This window comes from Calidithermus roseus (genome assembly GCF_003574095.1).
Classification (GTDB): domain Bacteria; phylum Deinococcota; class Deinococci; order Deinococcales; family Thermaceae; genus Calidithermus; species Calidithermus roseus.
In genome coordinates, this window is sequence record NZ_QWLA01000055.1 from 1 (window position 1) to 25,668 (window position 25,668).

The following is a 25,668-nucleotide window of genomic DNA, read 5'->3' on the forward strand; positions in this document are numbered from 1 at the left end:
CTCCCGGCCACCCCGGCCTGTGGCGACGAGGACGACGAACTCACCCCTCCCCAGACCGAAGGCCCCTACTACAAGCCCCGCGCCCCCGAACGGAAATCGCTGCTCGAGAGCGGCCTGAGTGGAACGAGGCTGCTGATCCAGGGCTACGTGCTCTCCACCGGCTGCAAACCCGTGGCCCGTGCCCTGCTGGACTTCTGGCAGTGCGACGCCCAGGGACAGTACGACAATGAAGGCTTCCGTCTGCGGGGCCACCAGTTCAGCGACGCCAGCGGGCGCTTCGTGCTCGAGACCATCGTCCCCGGCCTCTATCCAGGCCGCACCCGCCACATCCACGTCAAGGTGCAGGCCCCCAATCAACCGGTGCTCACCACCCAGCTCTACTTCCCCGGCGAGCCCGCCAACGCTTCCGACCGCATCTTTGACCGGCGGCTGACGATGGCCGTGCAGAAGAGCGCCAACCTGTGGCAAGCCCGCTTCGACTTCGTGCTGCGGGTTTAGCCTCAATCCGCCGAAGCCTGCAACGCCGACCATGCTTGGGATGGATCGGGGAGGACTTCTGGCGCGGTGAACTCGACCTCGAGCTCACCGAAGTTCTCGCTCTGCCGCAGGCGCACCTCCCCTACCCGGTGGGCCTCGAGCAGGGCCGAGAAGGCCACGGTCTGCTCGGCCCAGGTGTTCAGGGGCAGTTGGCCGAACAGCGCCCGCCGCACCCTGAGCAGGAAGTTCCGCACCCTGGCCCAGGCCTCCTTGAGGCCGAAGCGCTCGGGCTCCATCTGAATTTCCGCCCGCCGGGTGAAGGGGCGCACGGCCTCGAGCAGCCGCTCGACGGGCAGGGGTTTCAGGCGCTTGTCCTTGGGCAGGGGTGGCGGGGGCACCGGGAGCACCTTCGAGCGCTCCTCAGCCCGCTGGCGCAGGAACTGGATGGCCTCCTGCAAAGCCACCAGGGTCTCCAGGAAGCCGGTAGCCTCGCCCGATTCGTCCTCCTCCACAAAGGCTGGCTCGACTCTGGCGAAGGCCCGCAGCTTGAAGAGGATCAGCTCGGCCAGCAGGGGCAGCAGTTCGCTGCGCTGGGAGAGCTCGAGCGCCTCCACCTGGGCCAAAGCCTGCTCGACCAGGGTCAAAATGGGCAGCTCCCTGGCTGCCAGGCTGCCCCGCCGCACGGCTTCGGAAAGCTGGAGCGGCGTGCCGGAGAAGCCAGGGAAAGCGAGGTGGATCAAGAAAGCACCTTCCGCCGGGGAGAGAGCAGGCCGAACTTCTCACGCACCTCTTCCATGGTAGCCTGCGCGATGGCCCGCGCCCTGCGTGCGCCGTCCTCGAGGGCGTCCAGCACCCGCTCAGGGTTGGCCCGCAGCTCTTCGGCCCGCTCGCGGATGGGCCGCAGCGTTTTCATCATCTCCTGGAACAGGATTTGTTTGACGACCAGGGTGCCGATGCCCCTTCGGGCGTACTCCTCGCGCAAGACCTGGATCAGCTCGGGTGGGGCGAAGTACTGCAAGAATTTGAAGGGCACGCTGCGCTCGGGGTCACCGGGGTCGGAGAGGCGGATACGGGCGGGGTCGTCGGGCATGACCCGGATCTTCTGCCAGATGCTCTGTTCGTCCTCGAGCAATCCGATGGTGTTGCCCACGCTTTTGCTCATCTTGGCCTTGCCGTCGATGCCGGGCACGCGGGGAGCGTTGGGGTTGAGGTAGATCTGCGGCTCGGGGAAGGTCTCGCCGTACTCCTGGTTCCACCTCCGGGCGATCTCGCGGGCGAGCTCGAGGTGCTGGGTCTGGTCGTCGCCTACTGGCACGGTGTCGGCTTTGTAGATCAGGATGTCAGCGGCCATCAGCACCGGGTACATCAGCAACCCTGCCGGGACCGACTCGAGCCTGGAGGCCTTGTCCTTGAACTGCGTCATGCGGGTCAGGTCACCGTAGGGGGTCTGGGTAGTGAAGATCCAGGCCAGCTCGGTGTGCTCGGGCACGTGCGACTGCACGAAGAGGATGACCTTGTCGGGGTCTAGCCCTGCGGCGATGTTGACCAGCCCGGCCTCGAAGGTGCGCTGGCGCAACAGGTTCTTGTCGTAGGCCGCCGGGTTGGTAGGCGCGTGGTAATCCACAATGCAATAGATCGCGTCCCGGCCAAGCTTTTCTCCAAGGGCCACATAGTTGACCATGGCCCCCAGGTAGTTGCCAATGTGAAGCTCGCCGGTCGGTTGAAAGCCGGAAAACACCCGTTTCATCCGGAACAGGATACCAAAGCAAGTGCCGGTCATACGTCGTACGTCTTACGCCCAACGCAAGCAGGGAGGGGTTACCTCGGCCTCCCGTCACCCACCCCTCCAAGCACCCGACCCCTGACCCTCGACCATTTTGACTATGGGCTAATTATCCCCACATCGTGCTCCAAACCCCCACTTTTCGAAGCAGCCTCGTCCTACACTGTGGAACATGCGCACTTTGATGCTGGCCGTGATGGTCGCGTTCATGGGCCTTCTGGCCACCGGGGCCCAGCAGAACGACGAGCCTTCCCTGCTCGATCCACGCGCGGCGAGGGCCCGGCTCGAGCAGGTCTACGAGCAAATCCACCCGGCGGCGGTCCGTATCGAGACCCGGCCCGAGGGCGTCGGGTCGGGCTTCTTCATCAGTCCCGACGGCCTGGTGCTCACGGCCTACCACGTCATCGAGGACACCCAGCGCTTCTGGGTGCGCAGCGCCGACCAAAGGCGCTACCCCGCCGAGGTGGTGGGATACGACGCCCTGCGCGACATCGCCCTCATCAAGGCCAGGGTTAGCCAGCGGATGCCTTTCATGGAGCTCGAGACCGCCAAAGCCGTGCATAGAGGTGAATCGCTCATGACCATCGGCAACTCACGCGGCGCTTTCATCGCCCCGCGGATTGGCGTGGTCACCAGCATCGGTCGCACCATCCGGCCCGACTTCCCCAGCGACCTCATCGCCTCGACTATGCCCCTGGCCCCCGGCGATTCGGGTGGTCCCGTGCTCAACACCGAGGGCAAGGTGGTGGCCATCGCCGTAGCCATCGGGCGGGAGGCGCAGGACGGCCAGGAGGCCCCCGTATTCCAGAGCTACGCCACGCCCCTGCTGGGCCTGGACAGCCTGCTCAGCCAGATCAAGGCTGGCTACCGCCGCGACATCCCCTTCATGGGCGTGAGTCTCGGCCAGCTTTCCGACGACGAGGCCCGCGCGGTGGGGCTGCGCCAGGGCGGGGTGGTCGTGATGGAGTTGCTCGAGGGCTACCCGGCAGCCACCTCGGGCCTGCAACCCCCCCGCCGTCTGTCGGAAAACCGGGTGCTGGCCGATGTGATCCTCGAGGTCGACGGGCGGGCGGTCCAGAGCGCCAACGATCTCATCGCCTACGTGCGCAGCCGCCAGGTCGGCGACACCATCACCCTCAAGGTCCTGCGCGGCAGTGAAACCCTCACCATCAAGATCACGCTCACGCCGAAGTGGCGAAGCGGCTGAGGCATACGGATCAAAGCAAAACCCCAGACCTGGAGTCTGGGGTTTTTCTGGTGCCGGGAACAGGACTTGAACCTGCACACCCTTGCGGGCACATGACCCTGAATCATGCGCGTCTACCAATTCCGCCATCCCGGCACAGGATGCGCTTCAGACGCAAAAGAAATAGTAGCCGCGATACTTCGATTCGTCAAGGGGAGGCTAGAGCCCCTCGACCGGATCGCTCTCGAGTCGCCGGATGGCCTGGCGCAGAGCCTCGGGCAGGGGGCTTGGCTTGCCCTGCTCGAGCCACACCTGCACCGTCTCACCCCTGGCGGCGAGTTCGCCATTGGCCCACACCTCGAAGATCATGCGGAAGCTGCTGTTGCCCATCTTGCTCACGCGGGTCATGACCCTGACGTCGTCGTGAAGGACGATGGGACGCCGGTAGTCCACCTCGGCCCTGGCCAGGATGAAGTTGCCGCTGCCCACCTCGTAGCCCAGCCGCAGGAAGTACTCCACCCTGGCCGTCTCGGCATAGCTCAGGTAAACCGCGTTGTTGACGTGCCCCAGCGGGTCCAGGTCGCGGAAACGCACGTCGATGTGTACACAAACGGGAAAATCGCTCACCGCTTAACTCTACACGCCTGCCGCTTCACAGAGGAAGCACGATTTGGGAATCGATTCAGCGTTTGGATATAATCGCCCCATGCGATTCTTGTTCTTTGCCCTCACGTGCCTGGCCCCATTGGGCCTTTCACAGGAAAATTCCGCCCCCAACCTCAGCCTTGGCTGCATCCTGCCCTCGGGGATGGCCCCCGAGCAGGTCAGGGTGCTGCTGGGCAGCCGGGAGATCGGCACCTGCGCCACCGCGCAGTTCGCCCTCGAGCCCGGCCTCTACAAGCTGGTGCTGCACGCCGAGGCCGCCGAGGGCACCTACTACCATTTCGAGCGGGCCGTGCAGCTCACCGGCGCCCCGCTGGAGGTAAGCGCCCGGCTCGAATTCTACGACCCCCGCAAACCCCAGGGCTTCCAGCTCGCCACCCAGGTCCACTCCATGGCCCACAGCCCCGACGGACGCCTGCTGGCCATCGGGGTCGCCGACGCCAGCGTGCGCATCTGGGACGTGCACAAGCACAAGGAGCTGCGGGTGCTCAAGGGGCACAATAAGTACGTGCGGGCTCTGGACTTCTCCCGCGACGGCAGGTTGCTGGCTTCGGGCTCGAGCGACGGCAGCATCCGGGTGTGGGAGGTGGCTTCAGGCAGGCAAATCCAGCTCATGAAGCCCGGCAAAGCCATCTGGAACCTCAGCTTCGACCCTACGGCCACCCGCATCACCTCGGTGCAGGTCGGCGGAGACGTGGCCTTCTGGGAGGTCAGGAGTGGCAGGTACCTCAAGGGCTTCAGGACCTCACAGCTTCTGTTCTCGGCCTCCTTCAGCCCCAGCGGGCGCACCATGGTGCTGGGGCGCTCGACGGGCGGGGTGGAAATCTGGGACCTCGGCAGCGCCCGCCGGGTCAACGTGATGGAGCTGGCCAGCACCCCGGTCTACGCGCTGGCCTTCAGCCCCAACAACCGCTTTCTGGGGGTGGGCTTAGGCGACGGGATGGTGCTGCTCTTCGACCTGCTGACTCGAGACGAAAAAGGCAACCCCAAGCAGTTCGCCAGCCTCAGCGGACACACCGACGCGGTCTCGAGCCTGGCCTTCAGCATCGACAACCGCTTCCTGGTCTCGGGCTCGGGCGACCGCACCCTGCGCTTGTGGAACCTGGCCGATCGGGAAAACCCCGTGCCGATGACGGTCTTCCCCAACCAGCCCGGCCCCGTCCACAACCTGAGCTTCAACCCCAGGACCGGAATGCTGGCCTCGAGCGGCCAGGGCGGGGAGGTCTACCTGTGGCCGCGCCCGGTGAGCCGCCTGGAGTAGTGCCTCATCGGAACCCTCACTCGCTGCGTATACTCACCCCATGAACCTAACTGCTCAACTCCCCCGCTGGAACCTCGAGCCGCTCTTCAAGGGCCTGCAAAGCCCCGACTTCCTGGAAGCCTATGCCCGCCTCGAGCAGCAGATCGCCGAACTCGAGGCCCTGTTCGAGCGGTACCAAGTCGGCGCGCGCCCCATGCGCGAGGACGACCCGGCGGCCTTTGCCGCCATCATCGAGCAGCTCAACGCCATCACCCTCTCGCAAAGCCGCATCAACACCTACCTCTACGCCCTCATCTCCACCGACTCCGCCAACGAGGAGGCCCAGGCCCGCTACTCGCTCTACCGGGGCCTGACGGTGCGCCTGCAGAAGCTGCGGCCCAGGCTCACAACCTGGCTGGCCGCCCTCGACCCCGAGGCGGTGAAGGCGGGCGAGTACCGCATTTTGATCGAGGAAGCCCGCGTCCAGGCCCAGCACCTCATGAGCGAGGCCGAGGAGGTGCTGGCCGCCGAACTCTCGCTGTCGGGCGGCAGCGCCTTCGCCCGGCTGCACTCCGACGTCTCGAGCCAGATCACCGCGCGGGTGCGGGGCGAGGAGCTGCCCATCTCCAGCATCCGCCTGCTGGCCTTCGACCCCGACGAGGCCACCCGCAAGGCCGCCTACGAGGCCGAGCTCGAGGCCTGGAGGGCCCACCAGATCCCCCTGGCCGCCGCGCTCAACGGCTGGAAGGGACAGCAGAGCACCCTAAACCGCAAGCGCGGCTGGGCCGACGACCTCGAGTCCACCCTCTTCGCCAACCGCATCACCCGCAGGGCGCTGGAGGCCATGCAGGAGGTGATGGAAGCCAGCTTCCCCCACTGGCGGCGCTACTTCCGGGCCAAAGCCAAGGCGCTGGGGAAGGCGGGCCTAGACTGGTGGGACCTCTTCGCCCCGGTGGGCCACAGCCACAGCCGCTGGAGCTGGGAGGCGGGCCGCGACTTCATCATCGAGCACCTGGCCTCCTTCTCCCCCGCCGACGCCGAGGTGGCCCGGCGCATGTACGCCGAGGGCCGCATCGACGCCGAGCCTCGCAAGGGCAAGCAGGTGGGGGCCTACTGCTCGCACTTCGGTGGCGGCGAGAGCCTGATCTTCACCAACTACGAAGAGAGCTTCGGGGGGGTGAGCACCATGGCCCACGAGCTAGGCCACGCCTACCACAACTACTGCCTGCGCTCCAAGCCTCCCCTGCTCGCGCGCGGCCCCATGACCCTGGCCGAGACCGCCAGCATCATGAACGAGACCATCATCACCGAGGCAGCACTACGCAAGGCGAGCGAGGCCGAGCAGCTCACGCTGCTGGAGGGCAACCTCCAGGACGCTGCCCAGGTGATCGTGGACATCCACTCCCGCTTCCTCTTCGAGCGCGCGGTCTTCGAGCGGCGCAAGGAGCGCGAGCTATCGGCCAACGAGTTCTGCGCGCTGATGCTCGAGGCCCAGCAGGCCACCTACGGCGACGGCCTGGCCAGCTACCACCCCTACATGTGGGCCGTGAAGGGCCACTACTACGGCATCGACTTCTACAACTACCCCTACGCCTTCGGCCTGCTCTTCGGGCTGGCGCTCTACAAAAAGCAGCTCGAGCTCGGCCCCGACTTCCTCCCCCAGTACGAGGACCTGCTGGCCTCGGTCGGGGTCTACCCTGCTAAGGAACTCGCCGCCCGCTTCGGCTTCGACCTCGAGGACCCCGCCTTCTGGCAGGGGGGCATGGACGTGCTGAAAGGGCGCATCGAGCGCTTCGAGCGGCTGGTGGGATGAGTGCTGGTGGCCGATAGCCGGGCGCGGGTCGTACGCAAGACGCAAGACGCCTTGTCCCTTGGCCCTAGGCCCTCGACAAACCACGAACCACAGGCCACGAGCCCCCCGCCACCTCGAGCACCCCAAACAGCGCCCTATAATGGAGAGCGGTGACTTATGGCAGGCCATAGCAAGTGGGCTCAAATCAAGCGGAAGAAAGCCGCCAACGACCTCAAGCGCGGCAAAGTAATCAGCAAGTACCTGCGGGCCATCGCGGCGGCGGCCAGGGCCGGGGGCAGCGCCGACCCGGCGGCCAACGCCCAGCTTCGCAACCTCATCGAAGCGGCCAAGATGGACGACGTTCCCAACGACAACATCGAACGCCTGCTCAAGCGCTTGCAGGGCGGCGACGAGGAGGGCTCCAACTACGAAGAAGTGGTGTACGAGGGCTATGCGCCGGGCGGGGTGGCGGTGCTGGTGTATGCCCTTACCGATAACCGCAACCGCACGGCCAGCGAGGTGCGCCACGTCTTCAGCAAGCACGGGGGCAGCCTGGGGGCCAGCGGGGCGGTAGCCTGGCAGTTCGATCGCCGGGGCTATATCTGGCTCGAGCCCAACACCGAAGCCGCGCAGGAGGCCGCCATCGAACTGGGGGCTTTGGACTTGCAAGAGAGCGAGGAGGGATTGGAGATCTACACCGATCCCCAGGAGGTCTACACCATCGCCAGCGGGCTCAAGGAGCGGGGCTTCAAGCCGGAGGACGTGCAGATCACCATGATCCCGCAGAACACCATGACGTTGGCACAGGAAGACGCCGAGAAGGTGTTGCGCATGATCGAGGCCCTCGAGGACCTCGACGACACCCAGAACGTCTACTCCAACCTCAACCTCGAGAACGTCACGGTCGAGGCCTGACCCACAATCGGCACCCACTCTCCCTGGCACACTTGAGGCATGCCAGGGAGATGGTTGTTCTGGTTCCTGGCAGTGTCCTTCATCATCCTCGCCCAGAATGCGCTCGAGGGGGCTGCCCTCGTCCAGGCCCTGCAGAAGGGTGACTACGTGATTTACTTTCGCCACGCCGACACCGACGGGGCGCGGGGCTTCCGCCTCATCGCCCACGTGCTGGCCGAGGACTGGGCCAAGCTGACGGCCCGATAGGAGAGAGCCATGCTCAGATTGGCTTTGCTTGGGTTGTTGCTGGGTTTGTCCGTCGCCCAGATGGGGCCTTCAGCCATCCAGGAATTTCCGGTCAAAGTAGGGTCGCACCCCCACGACGTGGCCCCGGCCCCCGATGGCAAGGTCTGGTTCACCGCGCAGTTCACCGGGGAGTTGGGCATCCTCGACCCTGCAAGCGGGCAAAGCGAGTACGTGAAGCTGGGCGAGCGCTCAGCTCCGCACGGGGTCATCGCCGGGCCGGACGGGGCGGCTTGGATCACCGACGGCGGACTCAACGCCATCGTGCGGGTGGATTCGAAGAGCCTCGAGGTACGCCGCTACCCCCTGCCCGAAGGCAGCGCCTATGCCAACCTTAACACCGCCGCCTTCGACACCAGGGGCGTGCTGTGGTTCACCGGGCAAAGCGGGTTCTATGGCCGACTGGACCCAAAAACGGGCAAGGTCGAAGTCTGGGAAGCTCCCAGGGGACGCGGCCCCTACGGCATCACCGCCACCCCAGACGGGGCCGTGTACTATGCCTCGCTGGCCGGAAACCACATCGCCCGTATCGACACCGCTACCGGTCAGGCCACCGTGCTCGAGCCCCCCACCAGAGGCCAGGGCGCCCGGCGGGTGTGGTCGGACTCGAAGGGCACGGTCTGGATAAGCTACTGGAACACCGGACAGCTCGGGCGCTACGACCCCAAGACGGACGCTTGGAAGGAGTGGAAGCTCCCCGGCTCCAACCCCCAGACCTACGCCGTCTACGTCGATGAGCGCGACATGGTGTGGGTCTCCGACTTCGGGGCCAACGCCATACACAGCTTCGATCCCACCACTGAGCGCTTCACCACCTATCCCCTGCCCAGTCCGCGTTCGAACGTGCGGCAAATCCTGGGCCGTCCTGGCGAGATCTGGTTGCCGCTCTCGGGAGTGGATAAGCTGGCGGTGTTGCGTACGCGGTGAATGGTCGATAGTCGATAGCCAGGGGTCGTACGTCGAACGCTAAACACGACTTCTGCAAGAAGTTTTATCGCTTTCCATCCGGCTGCAAATCGTGAATCACGATCTCAGCATTGGCCCGGAAGCGGATGGGCAGCATGGAAACGCCCAGGCCCCTTGAGACGAAGCCTTTCACCGGGTTTTCAAACCAGCCCTCCGCGAAGCGCTTGCCGTACCTCGAGGAGGTGCTGACGGGCCCGATGATGGGCAGCTTGACTTGTCCGCCGTGGGTGTGCCCCACCAGCGTCAGGCCCACCTTCGCGGGTATCTCGAAGAAGTAATCGGGGTTATGGCACACCAGCAACACTGCTCCCCCCTCGTGTTCCCGCAGAGCCCGCTCGACGTCGGGCTGACCGTGCCAGAGGTCATCCACCCCGGCCAGGTAGAGGTCGTCGCGCACCTGAACCCCGGCGTTGTTGAGCACCCGCACCCCGGCTTGCTCGAGCCACCCCTGCAAGTCGGAGAGGTCGCGGGACTTATAGCGCCGCAGCCGGTAGTCGTGGTTGCCCCACACCGCCCAGGTGCCCAGTGGGGCCTTCAACCCGGCCAGTTCGGCCACGGCAGGCCGGATCCACTCGGCGCGGTGGGTATCGGTGAGGTCGCCGCTGATGACGATCAGATCGGGTCGGTGCGCCACGGTGGTTTCGACCCACCGTCTGACGATCCTCGAGTCGATGTAGTAGCCGATGTGCAAGTCGGAGAGGTGGGCCACCCGCACCGGGCGCTCGAGGCCCGGAAGGGGTTGGGCATAGCGGTTGACCTCATGGGCAGCGAGCCAGGGGAAGCGCATGGAGATCATGCTACTCGGGTCGTAGGTCCTATGTCATACGTCATGCGCTGTACGCGAGACGCCGAGGACGCGCTTGAGGAACAAGGCATCTTGCGTTTTGCGTACGACGTAAGACGCACGCGTACGACCTACTTCTTGTGCTTCTTCCTCTCCTCGCGCTCGAGCCTACGGCGCTCAGCCCGGCTCAGGCCCGAGGGGTTGGGATTGGGAGCGTGTTTTTCCCGGCGAACGGTAAAGGGGTCGGGTTGGGGTTGGGCGAAGGCGCTGGCGGCAGGGCTGGCCTCCACCACCGGAGTGGGCATCGGCTGCTGCCGGATCACGGGCTCGAGTTCCACCTTGAGGCGGAAGAGGAACTTCGTCACCTCGCTCTTGATGGTGGCGATCATCTCGTTGAAGAGCTTGGTGGCTTCAAACTTGTACTCCTGGAAGGGGTCTTTCTGGCCGTAGCCGCGCAGCCCGATGCCCTGGCGCAGCACGTCGAGGTTGTGCAGATGCTCCTTCCAGAAGTTGTCCACCACCTGCAAAATCACGAAGCGCTCCACCGCCCGCATGATCTGGGGCGAGAGCTCGGCCTCGCGCCTGGCGTACTCAGCAAGCGCCGCCTCGACGAGCTTCTCCACGCCTTCGTCGGCCTTGAGCGAGCGCAGCGACTCGTAGTCGTAGCCCTCGAGGCCCGGCACGAAGTCCACCATCGCGCCCTTGAGAGCGCCGAGGTCCCAGTCCTCGGGATGCACCTGGGGGTTGAGGTGCAGTTCAGCCGCCGCCGCCACGCTGTCTTCGATCATGGCCTGGGCCGCTTCGCGCACCTCCTCGTCCTTGCCCAGGAGGATGGTACGGCGCTGGGCGTAGACCACCTCGCGCTGGCGGGCCATGACGTCGTCGAACTGCAATAGCTGCTTGCGGATGCCAAAGTTACGGTCCTCCACGCGCTTCTGAGCCCGCTCAATAGAGGCAGTGACCATGTTATTGACGATGGGCTCGCTATCGTCGAAGCCCATGCGGTCGAGCATGGCGATGATGCGCTCGGAGGCGAACAGGCGCATGAGGTCGTCGTCGAAGGAGACGTAGAAGCGTGAGGAGCCGGGGTCGCCCTGGCGACCCGCGCGCCCGCGCAACTGGTTGTCGATGCGGCGCGACTCGTGGCGCTCGGTGCCGATGATGTGCAAGCCGCCCAGTTCCTTCACCCTCACCTCGTCGGCGGCGCAGGTGTCGCGCAGGCGGCGGATCTCCTCCATGATCTCGGGGCGCACGCCGAGCTCGGTGCCCAACCGCCGGGCCTCGTCTTCCTCGCCCTGGACCAGCTTCTTGATGAAAAGCTCGACCTTCCACTCGTAACGGTCGAAGCCCTCCTTCTGCAGCAAAGCCGCCGCCAGGTACTCGGCGTTGCCACCGAGTTTGATGTCGGTGCCGCGCCCGGCCATGTTGGTCGAGATGGTCACGGTCTTGCTGCGCCCGGCCTGGGCTACGATCTCCGACTCGCGCTCGTGGTACTTGGCGTTCAAAACCTGGTGCGGGATGCCCTTGCGGATGAGCTCGAGGGTGTGCACCGAACGCTTGAGCGCTTCCCAGGCGGTGCGGAGGTTGCCCTTGGGGGGGATAGCCGAGTCGTAGGGCTCGAGGTCGGCCTCCTTGAGCTGGGTCGGGCGGGCCAGGAGGCTCCTGATCTGCTCCCACTGCCCCCCGCTCTGCTTCTCGGCAGCCTTAAGGAAGAGCTGGGTGCGGAACTCGAGCTGCGGCAGGTAGTGGCGCGGCTCCTTGAGCATCGCCGAAAGCCGCTCGGACTTCTCGACGGAGATGGTGCCCACCAGCACCGGCTGGCCCTTCTCGTACTTCTCGACGATCTCCTCGACCACGGCGAAGAACTTGCCCCGCTCGGAGCGGTAGACCACGTCGGGGCTGTCCTCACGAATGACCTTCTTGTTGGTGGGGATGGTGCGCACGTCCATCCCGTAGATCTCCTGGAACTCCTTCTCCTCGGTCTTGGCGGTGCCGGTCATGCCCGCGACCTTCTCGTAGAGGCGGAAGAAGTTCTGGTAGGTGATGGTGGCCAGCGTCTGGTTCTCGCGCTCGATCTTGACGCCTTCCTTGGCCTCGATGGCCTGGTGCAGGCCCTCGCCGTAGCGCCGTCCGGGCATCAGACGACCGGTGAACTCGTCGACAATGATCACCTGGCCGTCTTGGATGATGTAGTCGCGGTCTACGAAGTACAGCTCCTTGGCCCGCAGGGCCTGGGTGAGCATGTGGGCCTTCTCCATGTTCTCGGTGTTGAACAGCCCTTCCACGCCCAGCAGCTTCTCGGCCTTGGCGATACCCTGCACGGTGAGGTGCACCGACTTCTGCTTCTCGTCGATGGTGTAGTCGCCGGTGGGCTCCTTGCGCACGCCGGGCTCGGCCTTCTCGCCGCGCTCGAGCTTCTTGGCGATCTCGGCCATGCGGTAGTAGAGATCGGTGGCCTTCTCAGCGGGACCGCTGATGATGAGCGGGGTGCGGGCTTCGTCGATGAGGATGGAGTCCACCTCGTCGATGATGGCGTAGTGCAGCGGGGTGTCGTGGCGCAGTACCAGGAACTCCGGCTGCACGACCATGTTGTCGCGCAGGTAGTCGAAGCCCAGCTCCGAGTTGGTCACGTAGGTCACGTCGGAGCGGTAGGCCGCCTGGCGCTGCTCGGGGGTGGAGTTGTGCTGGATGATGCCCACGGTGAGGCCCAGGCCGCGGTACACCGGCCCCATCCACTCCGCGTCGCGGCGGGCCAGGTAGTCGTTGACCGTGACTAGGTGTACGCCCTTGCCCGTGATGGCGTTGAGCGCGACCGCAAGGGTGGCCACTAGGGTCTTGCCCTCGCCGGTGCGCATCTCCGCGATCTTGCCCTCGTGCAATGCGGCCCCACCGATGAGCTGCACGTCGTAGTGGCGCAGCCCCAGGTAGCGCCGGCTGGACTCGCGGGTCAGGGCAAAGGCCATGTGCAGCAGGTTGTCGAGGGGCTCGCCGTTCTCATAGCGCTGGCGCAGCTCGGCATAGGCCGCGGCCAGGTCCTCGATCTTCTGCACCTCAGGCTCGAGGGCGTTGACCGGCGCGACTACGGTTTTCCAGTAACGAGCGATGTGCCGCTCGTTGTTGTCGAAGAGCTTATTGATGAGGCCCAACATAACCGTTCACGATTCTAACCCGGCAAGATGAGGATTTGAGTGGCCTGGAATCATCGACATCATCATGATCATGCCAGTGGCAAATATGCGGCTGCCGGCAGGCTCAAGGCGTCCCCCCGGCCACCCCAGCGCCGCCAGGCGGCCAGGGCGATCATGGCGCCGTTGTCGGTGGCCATGCCCCTGGGTGGGAACAAGAGCTTCAGACCCGCCCGCTCGAGCCGCTCTCGCAAGGCCCGGTTCTGCGCCACTCCTCCCGTGACCAGGAGGGTCTGTAGACCAGTGTCCCGCGCCGCCCGCAGCACCACCGAGGCCAGGTGATCGACCACGACCCGCTGGAAGCTGGCGGCAATGTCGGCCTTGTCGAAGCCCTTCTCGACGGCCCGCAGCGCGGCGGTTTTGAGCCCCGAGAAGCTGAAGGCGTAATGGCTCTGACCCTGTAACGGCACGCCAAAGGGCACCGCCTCGGGATCGCCCTGAGCCGCCAATTTCTCGATCTCCGGCCCGCCGGGATAGCCCAGCCCCAGCAGGCGGGCCACCTTGTCGAAGGCCTCCCCGGCGGCGTCGTCCATGGTCGCGCCCAGCAACTCGTACTGGCCCCAGGCCGTGACGCGAAAGAGGTGGCTGTGGCCGCCCGAGGCAATGAGGGCTAGGAAAGGCGGCTCAACCTCAGGATGCTCGGCCAGCGCGGCGTAGAGGTGGCCCTCGAGGTGGTGCACTCCCATGAAGGGCCTCTTCAGCGCCAGGGCCAACCCCTTGGCGTAGGTATAGCCCACCAGCAGGGCTCCGATCAGACCGGGGCCTCGGGTAGCCGCGATCAGATCGACGTCCTGGAGGCGGACCCCCGCCTCGGCCAGGGCCTGCTCGAGCAACCCGTCGATGACCTGGGTGTGTTCCCGCGAGGCCAGTTCCGGCACCACCCCACCATATTGCTGGTGCAGCAGGGTCTGCGAAGCCACCTTGTTGGCCACGACCCGCCCGTCACGCACCAGGCCCACGCCGGTGTCATCGCAGGAGGTGTCTATGCCCAGGACAAGCATCACCTAGAGGATTGTGGGGGCTGGACAGACCGCGGTCAAGGGTCGCGGGATCGAGAGAATGCTCTCGAGTTCCCGCAACGTACCGACCTGCTTGAGTGCAGGGTGAAGTTCGGGCCTCGAGGGAAAGTACCGGGGCAGCACCTTGCGCATCTGGCGCATTCCAGAGTGTTCGCCGTACCACCGCACGTTGAGCTGGGCGTGGCGCAGGGCGGTTCGAACACGTTCGCCCTCGGAGGGTGGGGATTTTCCCGCGATCTGGGCGAAGATCCAGGGGTTGCCCACCGCACCCCGCCCGATCATCACCCCGGCCACCCCCAGCCTCAGCCGCTCGAAGTACTGCTCGGGCGTGATCACGTCACCGCTGCCGATCACGGGGACCCGCACCGCCTGGGCTACGCGGGCGATGGCTTCCCAATCGGCCTCGCCCGCGTAGCGCTGCTGGCTGGTGCGCCCATGGACGGTGATCAGGCTGACCCCGGCGGCCTCGAGCCCCTGGGCGATCTCGAGGCTGCGATCGCAATCCCAGCCCAGCCGGATCTTGGCGCTCACCGGCAGGCTCGTGCCCTGGCGCATGGCCCGCACCAGCGCGAAGGCCAGTTCCGGCGTCTGGAGCAGGCAGGCCCCGCCCCGGCCCGCCATCTTGGGAGCCGGGCAACCCATGTTGAGGTCCAAGGCCACCGGACCGAACTCGGCCTCGGCCTTGGCCGCCGCGTCGCGCAGCACCTCGGGCTCGTGGCCGAAAAGCTGGAGCACCAGCCGCTCCTCGCCGGGGTAGGGGGCCCCCAGCTCCACCGAGCGGCGCTCTCCAGCCAGCAAACCCCGCGCCAACACCATCTCGCTCACCACCCAGGCCGCGCCGTGCTCGAGGGCCAGCTTGCGGAAAGGGGCGTCGGTGTAGCCCGCCATGGGCGCGAGCACCGCCTGGGAGTCGCGCAGGGCGCGGCTGTAGAAATTGTCCTGATGGACGGGCGCGGTGAGCACAACCAAAGCAGTCTACCCAAATCCGGCCCACCCCCTACACCCCACCCCACGTCCACCGCTATAGTCCAGACATGTCACGCCCTGCACTCACCCAGCTCGAGGCTTCCCTCCATGGCGTGCTGTTCGGGCAGGAGCGGGTCATCCGTGAGCTCCTGGCCACGGCTGTAGCCGGAGGGCACGCCCTGCTCGAGGGCCTTCCCGGCCTGGGTAAGACCCTGCTGGCCAGAGCCTTCGCCCAGGCTTCGGGCCTCTCCTACCGCCGCATCCAGTTCACCCCGGACCTGCTGCCCGCCGACGTGACCGGTACCGAGGTGCTCGAGGACGGCCAGTTCGTCTTCCGCCCAGGGCCGCTCTTCGCCCAAGTGGTGCTGGCCGACGAGATCAACCGGGCCACCCCCAAGACCCAGTCGGCCTTGCTGGAGGCCATGCAGGAGCGCGGGGTGACGGTGGGCGGAGAGCGCTACGCCCTGCCCGAGCCCTTCATCGTGCTGGCCACGCAGAACCCGCTCGAGCTCGAGGGCACCTACCCCCTGCCCGAAGCCCAACTCGACCGCTTCATGAGCAAAATTACAGTCGAAGCCCCACCCAGAGCGGTCTGGCTGCGCATCCTGGGCGAAGAACCCGCCCAGCCGGCGGTGGTGGAGGGCCTGGACCTACTGCAAGCCCGCCAGGAGATGACCCAGGTTGTGGCGAGCCAGCCCGCCCTGGAGGCCATCGCCAACGCCGGACAACTAACCCTCGAGGACAAACGCCTGCGGATGCCGCTCTCGCCGCGTGGGGCCAAGGCCTGGCTGGCCCTGGCCCGCGCCCTGGCCTATCTGGCTGGCCGCGCCCACCTGGACTGGGAAGACCTGCGCCAGGCCATGCGCCCAGCCCTCTCGCACCGCCTGCTGCTGAGCGAGGAGGCTCAGTTCGAGGGCGTCACCGTGGAGGCGGTGCTGCAAGACCTGTTGCGCAGGACGATGCCGAGGTGAATGTCCTACGCTATACGCCAAGGCACGCTGACGTAGGACGTACGACCCACAATGACCCGCTACCGCATCCGCACCCATCCCACCCAGCCCTACGCGGGCGAGCGCACCCGGCCCCGTCCCGGAAGGGGCCTGGAGTTCTACGAACTGCGTGGCTATGCACCCGGCGACGAACCCCGCTTCATCGACTGGCGGGCTTACGGGCGCACCGGACGGCTGTACACCCGCGTCTTCCAGGTCGAGGTCCCCGCTCGTTTCACCTTCTTACTCGACGGCTCGCCCAGCATGACTCTCTTCGGCAAGGCTCCCTATGCCGAGCGCGTGCTGCACCTGCTGGCCAGGCTCTCCAGGACTGAAGGGGCCTTTCTGTGGGGCCAAGGGCGCTACCGGGGCCGGGCCCGGGCCGTAGCGGAGGGGCCCAGAGTCGTCCTCGGCGTTCCCCGGCCCAAAGGAACGACCGTGCTGATCACCGATGGGCTCGACGAGCTGGACTGGGTGCGCCTGCTGAACAAACTCAAGCACGTGGTCCTGGTGCAGGTGCTGGCCCCCGAGGAACTCTCCCCCAAGCCCCAGGAGGCCCTGCTACACGACGTGGAGACCGGGGAAAGGCTCGAGATTGGCCCCGCCGAGGTCGCCGCCTACCAGAGCGCTCTCGAGGCCCACCTGCGCAAGCTCAGGCTCACCGCCCGCAGGCTAGGGAGCTACGCCCTGCTGCGGGTGGGCGAGCCCATGGTGCCCGCGCTGCTGCGCCAGGGAGTACTCGAGGAGCGTTAACGGTCGAGGATGTTCTTCAGGCTATTGACCAGCACCTCGAGCTTGAAGCGCTCCTCGCGGGAATAAGGCAGGTCCAGGGTTTCGACCACACCCTTCGCTCCCACGATACGCGGCAGGGAGAGGGAAACGCCGTATTCAAGACTGCGGGCGCTGACGGTGAGCACGATCTGAGCGTCACGCAGAATGGCTTCCACCACCCGCGTGATGGCCGCCCCAACCCCGTAGGAGATGGCCCCCTTGCCCTCCACCACCCGCCGGTTGGAGCGCTGCACGCGGTCGGTGATCGCGGCCTGGTCGCGGGTGGTCCAGGGCACTCCACGCTGCTCGGCGAACTCGGCCACCGGCAACCCTGCTACGTTGAGGTTGGACCACACCACCAGCGCCGAGTCACCCTCCTCCCCGACCACGTAGCCGTGGACGTGCTCGGGCGAAATTCCCAGGTGCGCCGCCACCGCCGCTCGAAGTTGCATGGTCTCGAGCACCGTCCCCACCCCCAGAACCCCCGAAACATCCCGCCCTTCCAGCAGGCGGTAGACGTACTCGGTCATGGGATCGACCGGCTGCGTCGCCACCAGGATCACTGCCTGGGGAGCGGCCTCGAGCACCTGGGGCATCACCTCACGGAAGATGAGGGTGTTGCTGGTGATCAGCTCGGTGCGACTCAGACCCCCCTTCTGCCGCAACCCCGCCGCCAGCACCACCACGTCAGCCCCCCGCACCTGAGCATAGGTTCCGCTATAGACCCGCACCCCCCGGTTGAGCGTGGCGGCGGCAGCCACGTCGGCGGCCTGGGCCTGGGCTTTGTCCTGATCAACGTCCAGCAGGACGATTTCCTCGCACGACCCCCGTAGCGCCAGGGTGTGCGCGGTGGTGGCCCCGACCAATCCAGCACCGATGATGGCAACTTTGCTCATGCTCACGCTCCTGTTTCCCAGTCTAACCGGGTCGGCAGGCCGTCCATCTGCGCCTGACTCGAGCCATGGCTCGCTATAATCCCGTCGCTGAAGCCTCCGGGTGCGAGCTATTTAAGTGACATGATTCTGCAAACGCCGGGGGAAAAGGCTACTACCCCGACCTATTCCTCACCTGTGAAGAATCCAACGGTAAGACCAGATTCAAGCAATCGCCCCGCTGGATTATCAATCCATTAATTCCAAGGACCATACTTGATAAGGATAGCTACAAACTTGATAAACTCTCCCCTAGAGGATCTCGTTAAATGAGCGAATCCAGAGGCCAAATCATCGTCCAACTTCAGGGAGCCACCGTACAGACGGTGGACTTAAGCACCGATTCCCTCACCATCGGGCGCATTCCGGATAACGGACTGGTACTGCCCATCCCGCCGGTGAGCAGGCACCACGCCGAACTCCGGCTGACGGCGCATGGGCTGGTGATCAGAGACCTGGGCTCGAGCAACGGGACTTACGTCGCAGGGGTTCGGCTGGTCGCCCACCAGGAGTACCCATTGATTCCGGGAGTTCCGGTGCAGATCGGGTCTTTCGTGCTGACCTACTCCCCTGTTACTGCCGCCACCGAGGCGGAGAGCGACGCACAGCCCGTCAGCCTGGCCTCCGTGAGCGAACTCGAGGTGACCCACGAACGGCAACCCCCAGCCCCCCCGCGACCCACCTACCCCGCGCCGCTGCCTACGGGGCCGCACTCGCGCTACCTGCAATACCTACCGGTTATCTTCCACGATGGTGATTTTTTGGGGCGCTTTCTACAGATCTTCGAGAGCATCTGGGAGCCCCTCGAGTGGCGCCTGGACCACCTGCACATGTACTTCGACCCCCGCACGGCCCCGGCCTCGATGGTGAACTGGCTGGGGAGTTGGCTGGGGCTGGAGTTGAACGAGCGCTGGCCCGAGGAGCGACGCCGCAGGCTGGTGGCCGAGGGCATGGAGTTGCTGCGTTGGCGAGGAACCCACTACGGGCTGAGCCGCTGGATCGAAGCCTGCACCGGGGTTGCACCGGTGATCGAGGATGACCCCGAGCAGCCTTTCGTTTTTCGGGTGCGCCTCCAGATACCCCCAGGCCAGGATCTGGATAAGGATTTGGTTATCGAGCTGATCGAAAACCACAAACCCGCTCACGCCGGGTACGTGTTAGAGTTTGTCTGAAATCTGGGGGCTTAGACGTGGAAGGTGGGACCAAAACCATAGCTAGTCAGGCCGAGGTGCGCGTTGGCAAGTACGTGCTCCAGAATTTGTTGAGCGAGGATGGGCTGGGGCGGGTGTTCCAGGCGCAGGACGCCGAGTTGCGGCGGCCCGTGGTAGTGCGCCTGCTGCCGCTACAGGCCCGGCTGGCTCAGCGCTTCCAGGAGCTGGGGCAGGGCTGGATGGGGCTCAAGCACCCCAACGTCGTCGAGCTTTACGACTACGGCGAGAGTGGCGAATTCTTTTATCTGGCCAGCGAGCTGGTGCCGGATGGATCCTTGCAGACCCTGCTGCACCGCTACGCCAGGGCGGGCCAGCGCATCCCCTTGCAGCAGGGCCTCGAGCTCGTGCGCGACGCGGCGGCGGCGCTGGAGGAAGCACACCGGCGGGGTGTTGTGCACGGGGACTTGAGGCCGGGCAACCTCCTGCTGCGGCGCAGCGGCCTGATGGAGCAGCACACCCTCAAGGTGGGCAATTTCGGGCTCACCCTGATGGAAAGCAGTGGGGACCTCGAAGACCTCGAGCAGCTCAAGGGCTCGCCCACCCACATGGCCCCCGAGCAGTTTCAGGGCCTACCCGCCACCTTCCGCAGCGACATCTATGCCCTGGGGGTGGTGCTCTACGAGGTCGCCACCGGGCTGCTGCCCTTCGAGGCCAAGGACCGGAAAGACGCAGCCATCCGCCACATCTACGCCCAGCCCGTACCGCCCCGCCAGATCGTGCCCGAGTTGCCCGAAGCCCTCGAGCGCACCATCTTGCGGGCCCTGGCCAAGAACCCCATCGACCGCTTCGCCGACGTCGGCGAGCTGCGCGATGCCCTGCAGGGCTTACTCGACCGCAGCACGCCCCCCCAGGCCCGCCCCACCCTGCGCCTGGGCCCCGAACTCGCCGAGGTCGCCCTTCCCAGCATCCCGGCCCCCGAGGGCACGAGCAAGAACCCGCGCGTCAGCGTGTGCGACGGCCAGGGGCAGGTTCTGCGGGTGATCGAGCTGGGCCACGGCGGGCTGCGCCTGGGACGGCTGGAGGGCAACGACGTGGTGCTCGAGTCCGAGCGCATCTCCCGCCACCACCTGCGGGTGGACTGGGACGGCGAGCAGGTCTACCTGAACGACCTGGGCTCCACCAACGGCACCTGGCTCTACGGCGGGGGCACCTCTCAGCAACTCCTGCCCCAAGTATCCACTCCCTGGCCCTGGCGCAGCCTGGTGCGCCTGTCTCCCTTCTGGCTGCGGCTGGACCCCCCGACCCCCATCGGCGCCAGGCGCATCGGGGTGAGCCTCGAGCCCGACCATCTCGCACTCACCCCCGGCGAGGCCGCCACCTTCAAGGCCAGGCTGATCAACCTGGGCCCCACCGTCGACCACTTCCACATTGGCCTGGAGGGGGTTCCGGCCCACTGGCTGCTACAGAGCCCCGAGGTGCAGCTCAACCCCGGCAACCAGGCCACAGTCACCCTCACGGTGCTGGTCCCTCGCTCTGCCGAGGCCAGAGCGGGCGAGTACGAGCTGAAGGTACGGGCTGACTCGAGGGAGAACCCCGGCGAGTCCAGCGCGGCTTCGGCCCGTTGGACGGTCCTGCCCTTCGCGGACCACAGCCTGAGCCTCGAGCCCCCCAACGCCACCGCCCGGCGCATGGCCGCCTACCGGATCCGGCTGACCAACACGGGCAACACCCCTGCCTGCTACGGCGTGCTGGTCGAAGACAAGCACCACCAGCTCACCTTCCGCTTCGACGATCGCAAGGCTGCCGCCGTGCAACTCAACGAACAGCAGCGGAACGTGCTGAGCCGCTGGTTCCGCATGCTCACCCGCCCCCTCGAGAACGCCCTGCGCTCCCTGTGGGAGCGCACCGTCGGCCCCAGCCTGCGGCGGGTCCAGTGGTACAAGCAGCAACTCGAGGAGTTCAGCGGCCAGGGCCCCAACGCCCCCAAACGTCCGCTGCCCCCACCCGAGGTGATGCCGCGGTATCGGCTCGAGCCCGGTCAGGCCGTCGAGATCCCCCTCAAGGTGTGGGCTCCCCTGCGGCTATTCGGCGCTCCCACACCCCGGCGCTTCGAGGTCAGCGCCCAGGCGCTCGAGCTGCCCGAGAGGCTGGAAGAGCCCAGGCCCCTCAGCCAAAGCGCCCAGTTCAACCACCGGGGCCTGCTGCCGGTGTGGAGCGCGCCTGTGATGCTCCTGCTGCTGGGCCTGCTGGGGTTGTGGTGGACCAGGCCGCCCAGCATCACCCACCTGGCCCTCGAGCCCACCCAGCCCCTGGCCGGGCAGCCGGTCACCCTGCGCTACCGCGTCAGCAACGCCACCCGGCTCGAGCTGCGCCCGCTGGGGCTCTCGCTCGATCCAAAGGGCGAGCACTACACCTTCGAGCGCGGCTTCGAGGGCCCGACCAACCTCACGCTGGTGGCCTATGGGCGCTGGCGCAACAGCCAGGAAAGCCTCAGCGTCACGGTGCGCGAGCCCCAGGCCACACCCCCCGTGATCGAGGTTTTCGAGGCCACCCCCCGCAAGCTTTACCAGGGTCAGCCAGTACTGCTGCGCTGGAAGGTCAGAGGCGCTCAGAGCGTAACCCTCGAGCCCATCGGCACGGTCAAGGCCAGCGGCAGTTACGAGGATAAGCCTGACGCCACCCTCACCTACCGGCTCATCGCCCTCAACCGCGACCAGCGGGTCGAGCGCAATCTTAAGGTCAGCGTAGGCGTGCCCTCACCGCGCATCGAGGGCTTCAGCGTCAAGCCCCTGCGGGTGACGCGGGGCGATGGCTCCGTCCTGACCTTCTTCTGGCGCACCGCCAACGCCAGCGTCATCGAGCTAGACGGTGTGGGCACCGTCGCCCCAAGCGGCACCCAGCAGCTCGCCGCTCCCGAGCAGAGCAGCGAGTTCGCGCTGCGCGTCCGCAACGCCGCCGGTGAGGAGGTGGTGCGCAAGGTGCGGGTCGAGGTGGTCGAACCGGTGGTCGCCGCACCCCCGACTCCCCCACCCCCCCTTCCCACGGCGGCTCCAGGAGCAGAGGTTCAGAATGGGTCCGCGCCACCGGTCATCGAGAGCTTCAAAACCTCGGCGCTCGAGCTCACCCAGGGCCAGAAGCTCATCCTAAGCTGGAAGGTCACTAACGCCAGCAGCGTGCGCATCCCCACCCTCTCCCCCGACCCCCTACCCGCACAGGGCAGCCGGGTGGTCGTCCCACGCGCCAGCAGCACCTACACCCTGCAGGCCACAGGCGCGGGCGGCCAAGCCCAGCAGAGCCTCCAGGTCTCGGTGCGCCCCGCGCCCATTCGCGAAGCCTGGTACGACAACATCTTTGGCAGCATCCAGCTCGAGCGCGAGGGCAAGCAGGTGAGGGGCAGCTACCGCAACCTGTCCAACGGGGCTAAGGGGAGCCTCGAGGGGGTGCTGGAGGCAGGGGTGTTGCGCGGCACCTATACCGCCGGGACCAGCCAGCGCAGCTTCGAGTGGAACCTCACCCCCGACGCACAGGGCTTCAACGGAGTCGCCGGCGAACTCGGACGCTGGTGCGGCGCCCGCAAGGGCAGCCCCCTCCCCGACGGCTGCGGCTACCAGGGCGAGTGGACCACCCACTTCGCCGCCCGCGACAACTGCTCGATGCAGCTCAGGCACGTCGAGAACCGGATCAGCGGCAGCTTCTGCGAGGGCAGCCTCTCCGGGGAGGTCAAGTACCAGGCGGGCCGCATCGTCGCCGAGGGCACCTGGAACTCCAACCTCACCGGGGCCCAGGGGCGCTTCCGCTTCGAACTGACCTCCATCGACACCCTACAATTTCAGGGCAACGCCCACAACCTCGAGTGGTGCGGCTGGCGCTCAGGCATAGCCAAACCGGCCCGGTGCGGGCTCGAGCGCTAATGGCCGATAGCTTAACGCCCAACGCAAAACAAGAGGCAGCCTGTAACAGATTCGGTCAGTTCGTTCCCGAATGGGGACGAACTGACCCGACCGAAGGGAGTGCTCTAGGATTCAAAAAGATAGCCTCTGAAGGTCTTTGGTTTGGGTGATTATCTTTTTGAATCCGGTATAACCTGTTGCGAGAGCCAAGCAAAAAAGCCCCCCGTCGTGGGGGGCTTTGGCGGCAAGGCCCTTAGCTGTTGGGGTTGACCCGAATGCTGGGGCCCATGGTGGTGGTGATGTAGACGGTACGGAGGTAGGTGCCCTTGGCTCCTTCGGGCTTCACGCCTTCCACTGCCTTGAGGAAGGCCCGCACGTTCTCGGCGATCTGGTTGGGGCTGAAGCTGGCCTTGCCCACCGGGCCGTGGACCACGCCGGTCTTGTCGTTGCGGAACTCGATCCGGCCCGCCTTGATGGCCTTGACTATCTCGCCGATGTTGAAGCCCACGGTGCCGGCCTTGGGGTTGGGCAGCAGGCCCTTGGGGCCCAGCACGCGGCCCAGCTTGGAGCCCACTGCGCCCATCACGTCGGGGGTGGCGACCACGGCGTCGAAGTCGGAGCGGCCGTCGAGGATTTCCTGGATGATCTCCTCGCCTGCGGCAATGTCAGCCCCGGCCTCGCGGGCTTCCGTGATCTTCTCACCCTTGGCGATGGCCAGCACCCGCACGCTGCGGCCCGTGCCGTGGGGCAGGGCCACGGTGGAACGCACGTTCTGGTCGGACTTCTTGGCGTCGATCCCCAGCTTGATGTGCACTTCGACGGTTTCGTCGAAGCGTGCCGACTTGATCTGGGGAATCAGGGCGGCGGCCTCCTCGATGGTGTAGACCTTGTTGAAGTCCACCTTCTCGAGCAGGGCGCGGTAGCGCTTACCATGCTTAGGCATTGGGCACCCCCACAACTTCCAGGCCCATGCTGCGGGCTGAACCGGCGATCTGGTGCGCGGCAGCCTCCACGTCGTTGGCGTTCATGTCGGCCATCTTCTGCTTGGCGATAGCCAGGCACTGCTCCCAAGTGATCTTGCCCACCTTCTCACGGCCCGGCTTCTGGCTGCCCTTCTCGATGCCGGCAGCCTTGCGGATGAGGTAGGAAGCGGGCGGGGTCTTGGTGATGAAGGTGAAGGAACGGTCGGAGTAGATAGTGATCTCCACCGGCACGATGGCGTCACCCATGTTGGCCGAGGCCGCATTGAAGGCCTTGACGAACTCCATGATGTTGGCGCCATGCTGACCCAGCGCGGGGCCTACGGGCGGTGCAGGGGTCGCTTTTCCAGCAGGAAGCTGAAGCTTGACGATGGCTTGTACCTTCTTCATTTGTCTCTCCTTTGGCTCCCTCGAAATTCGAGGTGTTATCGCCTGCGCCACGGGGGCGCTGTCGAGGGTCGAGGGCTAACGCCCGACCAGACCTGCAATGGTTCGCTAGGAGCGAACCACCTGGGCGAAGTCGAGTTCCACGGGGGTCTCGCGCCCGAAGATGGAAACCAGCACCTTGACCTTGTTGCGCTCAGGGTTGATCTCGCTGACCACTCCCGTAAAGTCGGCGAAGGGGCCGCTGATGACCCGCACCACCTCGCCTTCCTTGAAGGAAACCTGAGGCTTGGGGGCCTCTTTCTTGCCGGCCAGCCCGCTGACTTCCAGCAGGTGCTGCACCTCGTCTGGGCTCAGTGGCACCGGGTGGGTCGCCGTGCCCACGAATCCGGTGACTCCGGGAGTGCCGCGCACCACTTCGTAGGCCTCGTTGACCTCACCGGCCTCGTCCCCGAGGTCGACCTGGACGTAGACATAGCCAGGGTAGAGCTTGCGGCGGACCACTTCCTTCTTGCCGCCCTCGCGGTGCTCTACCACCTCTTCTGTCGGGATGAGCACCTGAAAGATCTTGTCCTGCATGTTCAGGGCTTTGACCCGCTTCTCGAGGTTCTGCTTGACTTTGTCTTCGTAGCCCACGTAGGTGTGGACCGCATACCATTCGATGCTCATCGGTTGATCAGCCCCGTCAGGAAGCGGAAGACCAAGTCGTAGAGGCCCAGGATGACCATGGCGAAAAACGCGAAGAGCAGGATGGCCTGGGTGGACTGGATGATCTCCTCGCGGGTGGGCCAGGTTACCCTAGCCAGCTCCGCACGGGCCTCGCGGAAGTAGTTGACGATCCGCTGAAGGAAAGGACGGCGAGGGGTATCGGTACGTTCTGCCACGAGAACCTCCCGACCCCTCAGACCTTGACTTCTTTGTGCGGCAGGTGCTTGTTGCACCAGGGGCAGAACTTCTTGAGCTCGAGCTTGCCCGTGGTGTTACGCCGGTTCTTCTCAGTCGCGTAGTTGCGGCGCTTGCACTCGGTGCACTCGAGCAAGAGCTTGATCCTTACATCGCTAGCCATCTTCTCTCACCTTCTTTAGCCCGCGGGCGACTAAGAACACCCACAAGACCTTTCTTCAGGGCGCTTGCCCAGCCAGCGCCATGTCTCAGCAACCGGCTGGGCTCGCCCGCAAGCACTCAGTTTACTCGAGGATCTTGGCGACGACTCCGGCACCGACGGTGCGGCCACCCTCGCGGATGGCGAAGCGCAGTCCCTCCTCCATGGCGATGGGCTTGATGAGTTCGACGGTGAAGGTCACGTTGTCCCC

Annotated in this window: 25 protein-coding genes and 1 tRNA gene; 11 read left to right on the forward strand and 15 right to left on the reverse strand. The window is 65.9% G+C overall.

Annotated elements, in window-relative coordinates; all coding sequences use genetic code 11:
- Positions 1 to 498 (forward strand): dioxygenase family protein (locus Mrose_RS12960; protein WP_119278898.1); only part of this gene is annotated, 498 nt, incomplete at its 5' end.
- A 2-nt stretch (positions 499 to 500) separates the two neighbouring features.
- Here Mrose_RS12960 and Mrose_RS12965 read toward each other — a convergent pair.
- Entirely contained in the window at positions 501 to 1,217 is a 717-nt protein-coding gene (locus tag Mrose_RS12965) for a chromosome segregation protein ScpA (protein ID WP_119278900.1), read from the reverse strand.
- The gene (gene trpS / locus Mrose_RS12970; RefSeq protein WP_119278902.1) at positions 1,214 to 2,224 is read right to left on the reverse strand and encodes a tryptophan--tRNA ligase; all 1,011 of its coding nucleotides are present in this window, start codon (positions 2,222 to 2,224) and stop codon (positions 1,214 to 1,216) included. Before trpS ends, Mrose_RS12965 begins: the two co-directional genes overlap by 4 nt.
- A 208-nt stretch (positions 2,225 to 2,432) precedes the next feature.
- Here trpS and Mrose_RS12975 point away from each other — a divergent pair, with 208 nt between their 5' ends.
- Entirely contained in the window at positions 2,433 to 3,467 is a 1,035-nt protein-coding gene (locus Mrose_RS12975; RefSeq protein WP_119278904.1) for a S1C family serine protease, read from the forward strand.
- A gap of 48 nt (positions 3,468 to 3,515) precedes the next feature.
- Here Mrose_RS12975 and Mrose_RS12980 read toward each other — a convergent pair.
- Together Mrose_RS12980 and Mrose_RS12985 are read right to left on the reverse strand one after the other, a co-directional pair.
- A tRNA-Leu gene (locus tag Mrose_RS12980) sits at positions 3,516 to 3,602 on the reverse strand.
- 63 nt (positions 3,603 to 3,665) lie between these two features.
- Positions 3,666 to 4,073 carry an acyl-CoA thioesterase gene (locus tag Mrose_RS12985; protein WP_119278905.1) on the reverse strand — a complete coding sequence of 136 codons (408 nt, stop codon included), beginning with the start codon at positions 4,071 to 4,073 and terminating at the stop codon, positions 3,666 to 3,668.
- Positions 4,074 to 4,152: 79 nt separating this feature from the next.
- Here Mrose_RS12985 and Mrose_RS12990 point away from each other — a divergent pair, with 79 nt between their 5' ends.
- The 5 genes from Mrose_RS12990 (at position 4,153) to Mrose_RS13010 (ending at position 9,265) form a co-directional block, all read left to right on the forward strand.
- A complete protein-coding gene (locus tag Mrose_RS12990) occupies positions 4,153 to 5,370 on the forward strand; it encodes a WD40 repeat domain-containing protein (protein ID WP_119278907.1) in 1,218 nt (405 codons plus the stop codon).
- A 40-nt stretch (positions 5,371 to 5,410) separates the two neighbouring features.
- Positions 5,411 to 7,162 carry a M3 family oligoendopeptidase gene (locus Mrose_RS12995; protein ID WP_119278909.1) on the forward strand — a complete coding sequence of 584 codons (1,752 nt, stop codon included), beginning with the start codon at positions 5,411 to 5,413 and terminating at the stop codon, positions 7,160 to 7,162.
- A 156-nt stretch (positions 7,163 to 7,318) separates the two neighbouring features.
- Entirely contained in the window at positions 7,319 to 8,056 is a 738-nt protein-coding gene (locus Mrose_RS13000; RefSeq protein ID WP_119278911.1) for a YebC/PmpR family DNA-binding transcriptional regulator, read from the forward strand.
- Between the two features lie 39 nt (positions 8,057 to 8,095).
- A complete protein-coding gene (locus Mrose_RS13005; RefSeq protein WP_147371654.1) occupies positions 8,096 to 8,302 on the forward strand; it encodes a hypothetical protein in 207 nt (68 codons plus the stop codon).
- Positions 8,303 to 8,311: 9 nt separating this feature from the next.
- On the forward strand, positions 8,312 to 9,265 hold the full coding sequence (locus Mrose_RS13010; RefSeq protein WP_119278915.1) for a Vgb family protein: 954 nt from the start codon (positions 8,312 to 8,314) through the stop codon (positions 9,263 to 9,265).
- Between the two features lie 64 nt (positions 9,266 to 9,329).
- Here the strand turns inward: Mrose_RS13010 and Mrose_RS13015 are convergent, their stop codons facing one another.
- From Mrose_RS13015 to Mrose_RS13030, 4 genes are all read right to left on the reverse strand, one after another.
- Positions 9,330 to 10,091 carry a metallophosphoesterase gene (locus Mrose_RS13015; protein ID WP_119278917.1) on the reverse strand — a complete coding sequence of 254 codons (762 nt, stop codon included), beginning with the start codon at positions 10,089 to 10,091 and terminating at the stop codon, positions 9,330 to 9,332.
- 128 nt (positions 10,092 to 10,219) lie between these two features.
- The gene (secA, locus tag Mrose_RS13020; RefSeq protein WP_119278919.1) at positions 10,220 to 13,237 is read right to left on the reverse strand and encodes a preprotein translocase subunit SecA; all 3,018 of its coding nucleotides are present in this window, start codon (positions 13,235 to 13,237) and stop codon (positions 10,220 to 10,222) included.
- Between the two features lie 68 nt (positions 13,238 to 13,305).
- A complete protein-coding gene (gene tsaD / locus Mrose_RS13025) occupies positions 13,306 to 14,274 on the reverse strand; it encodes a tRNA (adenosine(37)-N6)-threonylcarbamoyltransferase complex transferase subunit TsaD (RefSeq protein ID WP_119278921.1) in 969 nt (322 codons plus the stop codon).
- A gap of 3 nt (positions 14,275 to 14,277) precedes the next feature.
- The gene (locus tag Mrose_RS13030) at positions 14,278 to 15,255 is read right to left on the reverse strand and encodes a tRNA dihydrouridine synthase (protein WP_220452327.1); all 978 of its coding nucleotides are present in this window, start codon (positions 15,253 to 15,255) and stop codon (positions 14,278 to 14,280) included.
- 71 nt (positions 15,256 to 15,326) lie between these two features.
- Here Mrose_RS13030 and Mrose_RS13035 point away from each other — a divergent pair, with 71 nt between their 5' ends.
- Positions 15,327 to 16,229 carry an AAA family ATPase gene (locus Mrose_RS13035; RefSeq protein ID WP_182482805.1) on the forward strand — a complete coding sequence of 301 codons (903 nt, stop codon included), beginning with the start codon at positions 15,327 to 15,329 and terminating at the stop codon, positions 16,227 to 16,229.
- A 51-nt stretch (positions 16,230 to 16,280) separates the two neighbouring features.
- Entirely contained in the window at positions 16,281 to 17,000 is a 720-nt protein-coding gene (locus Mrose_RS13040) for a DUF58 domain-containing protein (protein ID WP_119278923.1), read from the forward strand.
- Here Mrose_RS13040 and Mrose_RS13045 read toward each other — a convergent pair.
- Positions 16,997 to 17,914 carry a lactate/malate family dehydrogenase gene (locus Mrose_RS13045; RefSeq protein WP_119278925.1) on the reverse strand — a complete coding sequence of 306 codons (918 nt, stop codon included), beginning with the start codon at positions 17,912 to 17,914 and terminating at the stop codon, positions 16,997 to 16,999. The two genes, Mrose_RS13040 and Mrose_RS13045, sit on opposite strands and share 4 nt — an antisense overlap.
- 305 nt (positions 17,915 to 18,219) lie before the next feature.
- Between Mrose_RS13045 and Mrose_RS13050 the strand changes: the two genes are divergently transcribed.
- Positions 18,220 to 19,122: an FHA domain-containing protein gene (locus Mrose_RS13050; protein WP_119278927.1), complete on the forward strand. Its 903-nt coding sequence runs from the start codon at positions 18,220 to 18,222 to the stop codon at positions 19,120 to 19,122.
- Positions 19,123 to 19,139: 17 nt separating this feature from the next.
- Positions 19,140 to 23,012 carry an FHA domain-containing serine/threonine-protein kinase gene (locus Mrose_RS13055; protein WP_119278929.1) on the forward strand — a complete coding sequence of 1,291 codons (3,873 nt, stop codon included), beginning with the start codon at positions 19,140 to 19,142 and terminating at the stop codon, positions 23,010 to 23,012.
- Positions 23,013 to 23,244: 232 nt separating this feature from the next.
- Here Mrose_RS13055 and rplA read toward each other — a convergent pair whose 3' ends face one another.
- The 6 genes from rplA to Mrose_RS13085 all read right to left on the reverse strand — a co-directional run.
- Positions 23,245 to 23,934, reverse strand: coding sequence for a 50S ribosomal protein L1 (rplA, locus tag Mrose_RS13060; protein WP_119278931.1), 690 nt, complete (start codon positions 23,932 to 23,934; stop codon positions 23,245 to 23,247).
- Positions 23,927 to 24,361 carry a 50S ribosomal protein L11 gene (rplK, locus tag Mrose_RS13065; RefSeq protein ID WP_119278933.1) on the reverse strand — a complete coding sequence of 145 codons (435 nt, stop codon included), beginning with the start codon at positions 24,359 to 24,361 and terminating at the stop codon, positions 23,927 to 23,929. The genes rplA and rplK overlap by 8 nt, the downstream gene beginning before the upstream one ends.
- 105 nt (positions 24,362 to 24,466) lie before the next feature.
- Entirely contained in the window at positions 24,467 to 25,024 is a 558-nt protein-coding gene (gene nusG, locus Mrose_RS13070) for a transcription termination/antitermination protein NusG (RefSeq protein ID WP_119278934.1), read from the reverse strand.
- Positions 25,021 to 25,239: a preprotein translocase subunit SecE gene (gene secE, locus Mrose_RS13075; RefSeq protein ID WP_119278936.1), complete on the reverse strand. Its 219-nt coding sequence runs from the start codon at positions 25,237 to 25,239 to the stop codon at positions 25,021 to 25,023. The genes nusG and secE overlap by 4 nt, the downstream gene beginning before the upstream one ends.
- A gap of 17 nt (positions 25,240 to 25,256) precedes the next feature.
- Positions 25,257 to 25,421: a 50S ribosomal protein L33 gene (gene rpmG, locus Mrose_RS13080; RefSeq protein WP_018467911.1), complete on the reverse strand. Its 165-nt coding sequence runs from the start codon at positions 25,419 to 25,421 to the stop codon at positions 25,257 to 25,259.
- A gap of 121 nt (positions 25,422 to 25,542) precedes the next feature.
- Positions 25,543 to 25,668, reverse strand: a 126-nt coding sequence (locus Mrose_RS13085; RefSeq protein WP_476695779.1) for an EF-Tu C-terminal domain-related protein, incomplete at its 5' end; no start/stop codon positions are given.

Coding starts and splice junctions, on each gene's coding strand:
- trpS (WP_119278902.1), bottom strand. CDS start 2,224: ATGAAACGGGTGTTTTCCGGCTTTCAACCGACCGGCGAGCTTCACATT.
- Mrose_RS12975 (WP_119278904.1), top strand. CDS start 2,433: ATGCGCACTTTGATGCTGGCCGTGATGGTCGCGTTCATGGGCCTTCTG.
- Mrose_RS12990 (WP_119278907.1), top strand. CDS start 4,153: ATGCGATTCTTGTTCTTTGCCCTCACGTGCCTGGCCCCATTGGGCCTT.
- Mrose_RS12995 (WP_119278909.1), top strand. CDS start 5,411: ATGAACCTAACTGCTCAACTCCCCCGCTGGAACCTCGAGCCGCTCTTC.
- Mrose_RS13000 (WP_119278911.1), top strand. CDS start 7,319: ATGGCAGGCCATAGCAAGTGGGCTCAAATCAAGCGGAAGAAAGCCGCC.
- Mrose_RS13005 (WP_147371654.1), top strand. CDS start 8,096: ATGCCAGGGAGATGGTTGTTCTGGTTCCTGGCAGTGTCCTTCATCATC.
- Mrose_RS13010 (WP_119278915.1), top strand. CDS start 8,312: ATGCTCAGATTGGCTTTGCTTGGGTTGTTGCTGGGTTTGTCCGTCGCC.
- Mrose_RS13015 (WP_119278917.1), bottom strand. CDS start 10,091: ATGCGCTTCCCCTGGCTCGCTGCCCATGAGGTCAACCGCTATGCCCAA.
- secA (WP_119278919.1), bottom strand. CDS start 13,237: ATGTTGGGCCTCATCAATAAGCTCTTCGACAACAACGAGCGGCACATC.
- tsaD (WP_119278921.1), bottom strand. CDS start 14,274: ATGCTTGTCCTGGGCATAGACACCTCCTGCGATGACACCGGCGTGGGC.
- Mrose_RS13035 (WP_182482805.1), top strand. CDS start 15,327: ATGTCACGCCCTGCACTCACCCAGCTCGAGGCTTCCCTCCATGGCGTG.
- Mrose_RS13040 (WP_119278923.1), top strand. CDS start 16,281: ATGACCCGCTACCGCATCCGCACCCATCCCACCCAGCCCTACGCGGGC.
- Mrose_RS13045 (WP_119278925.1), bottom strand. CDS start 17,914: ATGAGCAAAGTTGCCATCATCGGTGCTGGATTGGTCGGGGCCACCACC.
- Mrose_RS13050 (WP_119278927.1), top strand. CDS start 18,220: ATGAGCGAATCCAGAGGCCAAATCATCGTCCAACTTCAGGGAGCCACC.
- rplA (WP_119278931.1), bottom strand. CDS start 23,934: ATGCCTAAGCATGGTAAGCGCTACCGCGCCCTGCTCGAGAAGGTGGAC.
- rplK (WP_119278933.1), bottom strand. CDS start 24,361: ATGAAGAAGGTACAAGCCATCGTCAAGCTTCAGCTTCCTGCTGGAAAA.
- nusG (WP_119278934.1), bottom strand. CDS start 25,024: ATGAGCATCGAATGGTATGCGGTCCACACCTACGTGGGCTACGAAGAC.
- rpmG (WP_018467911.1), bottom strand. CDS start 25,421: ATGGCTAGCGATGTAAGGATCAAGCTCTTGCTCGAGTGCACCGAGTGC.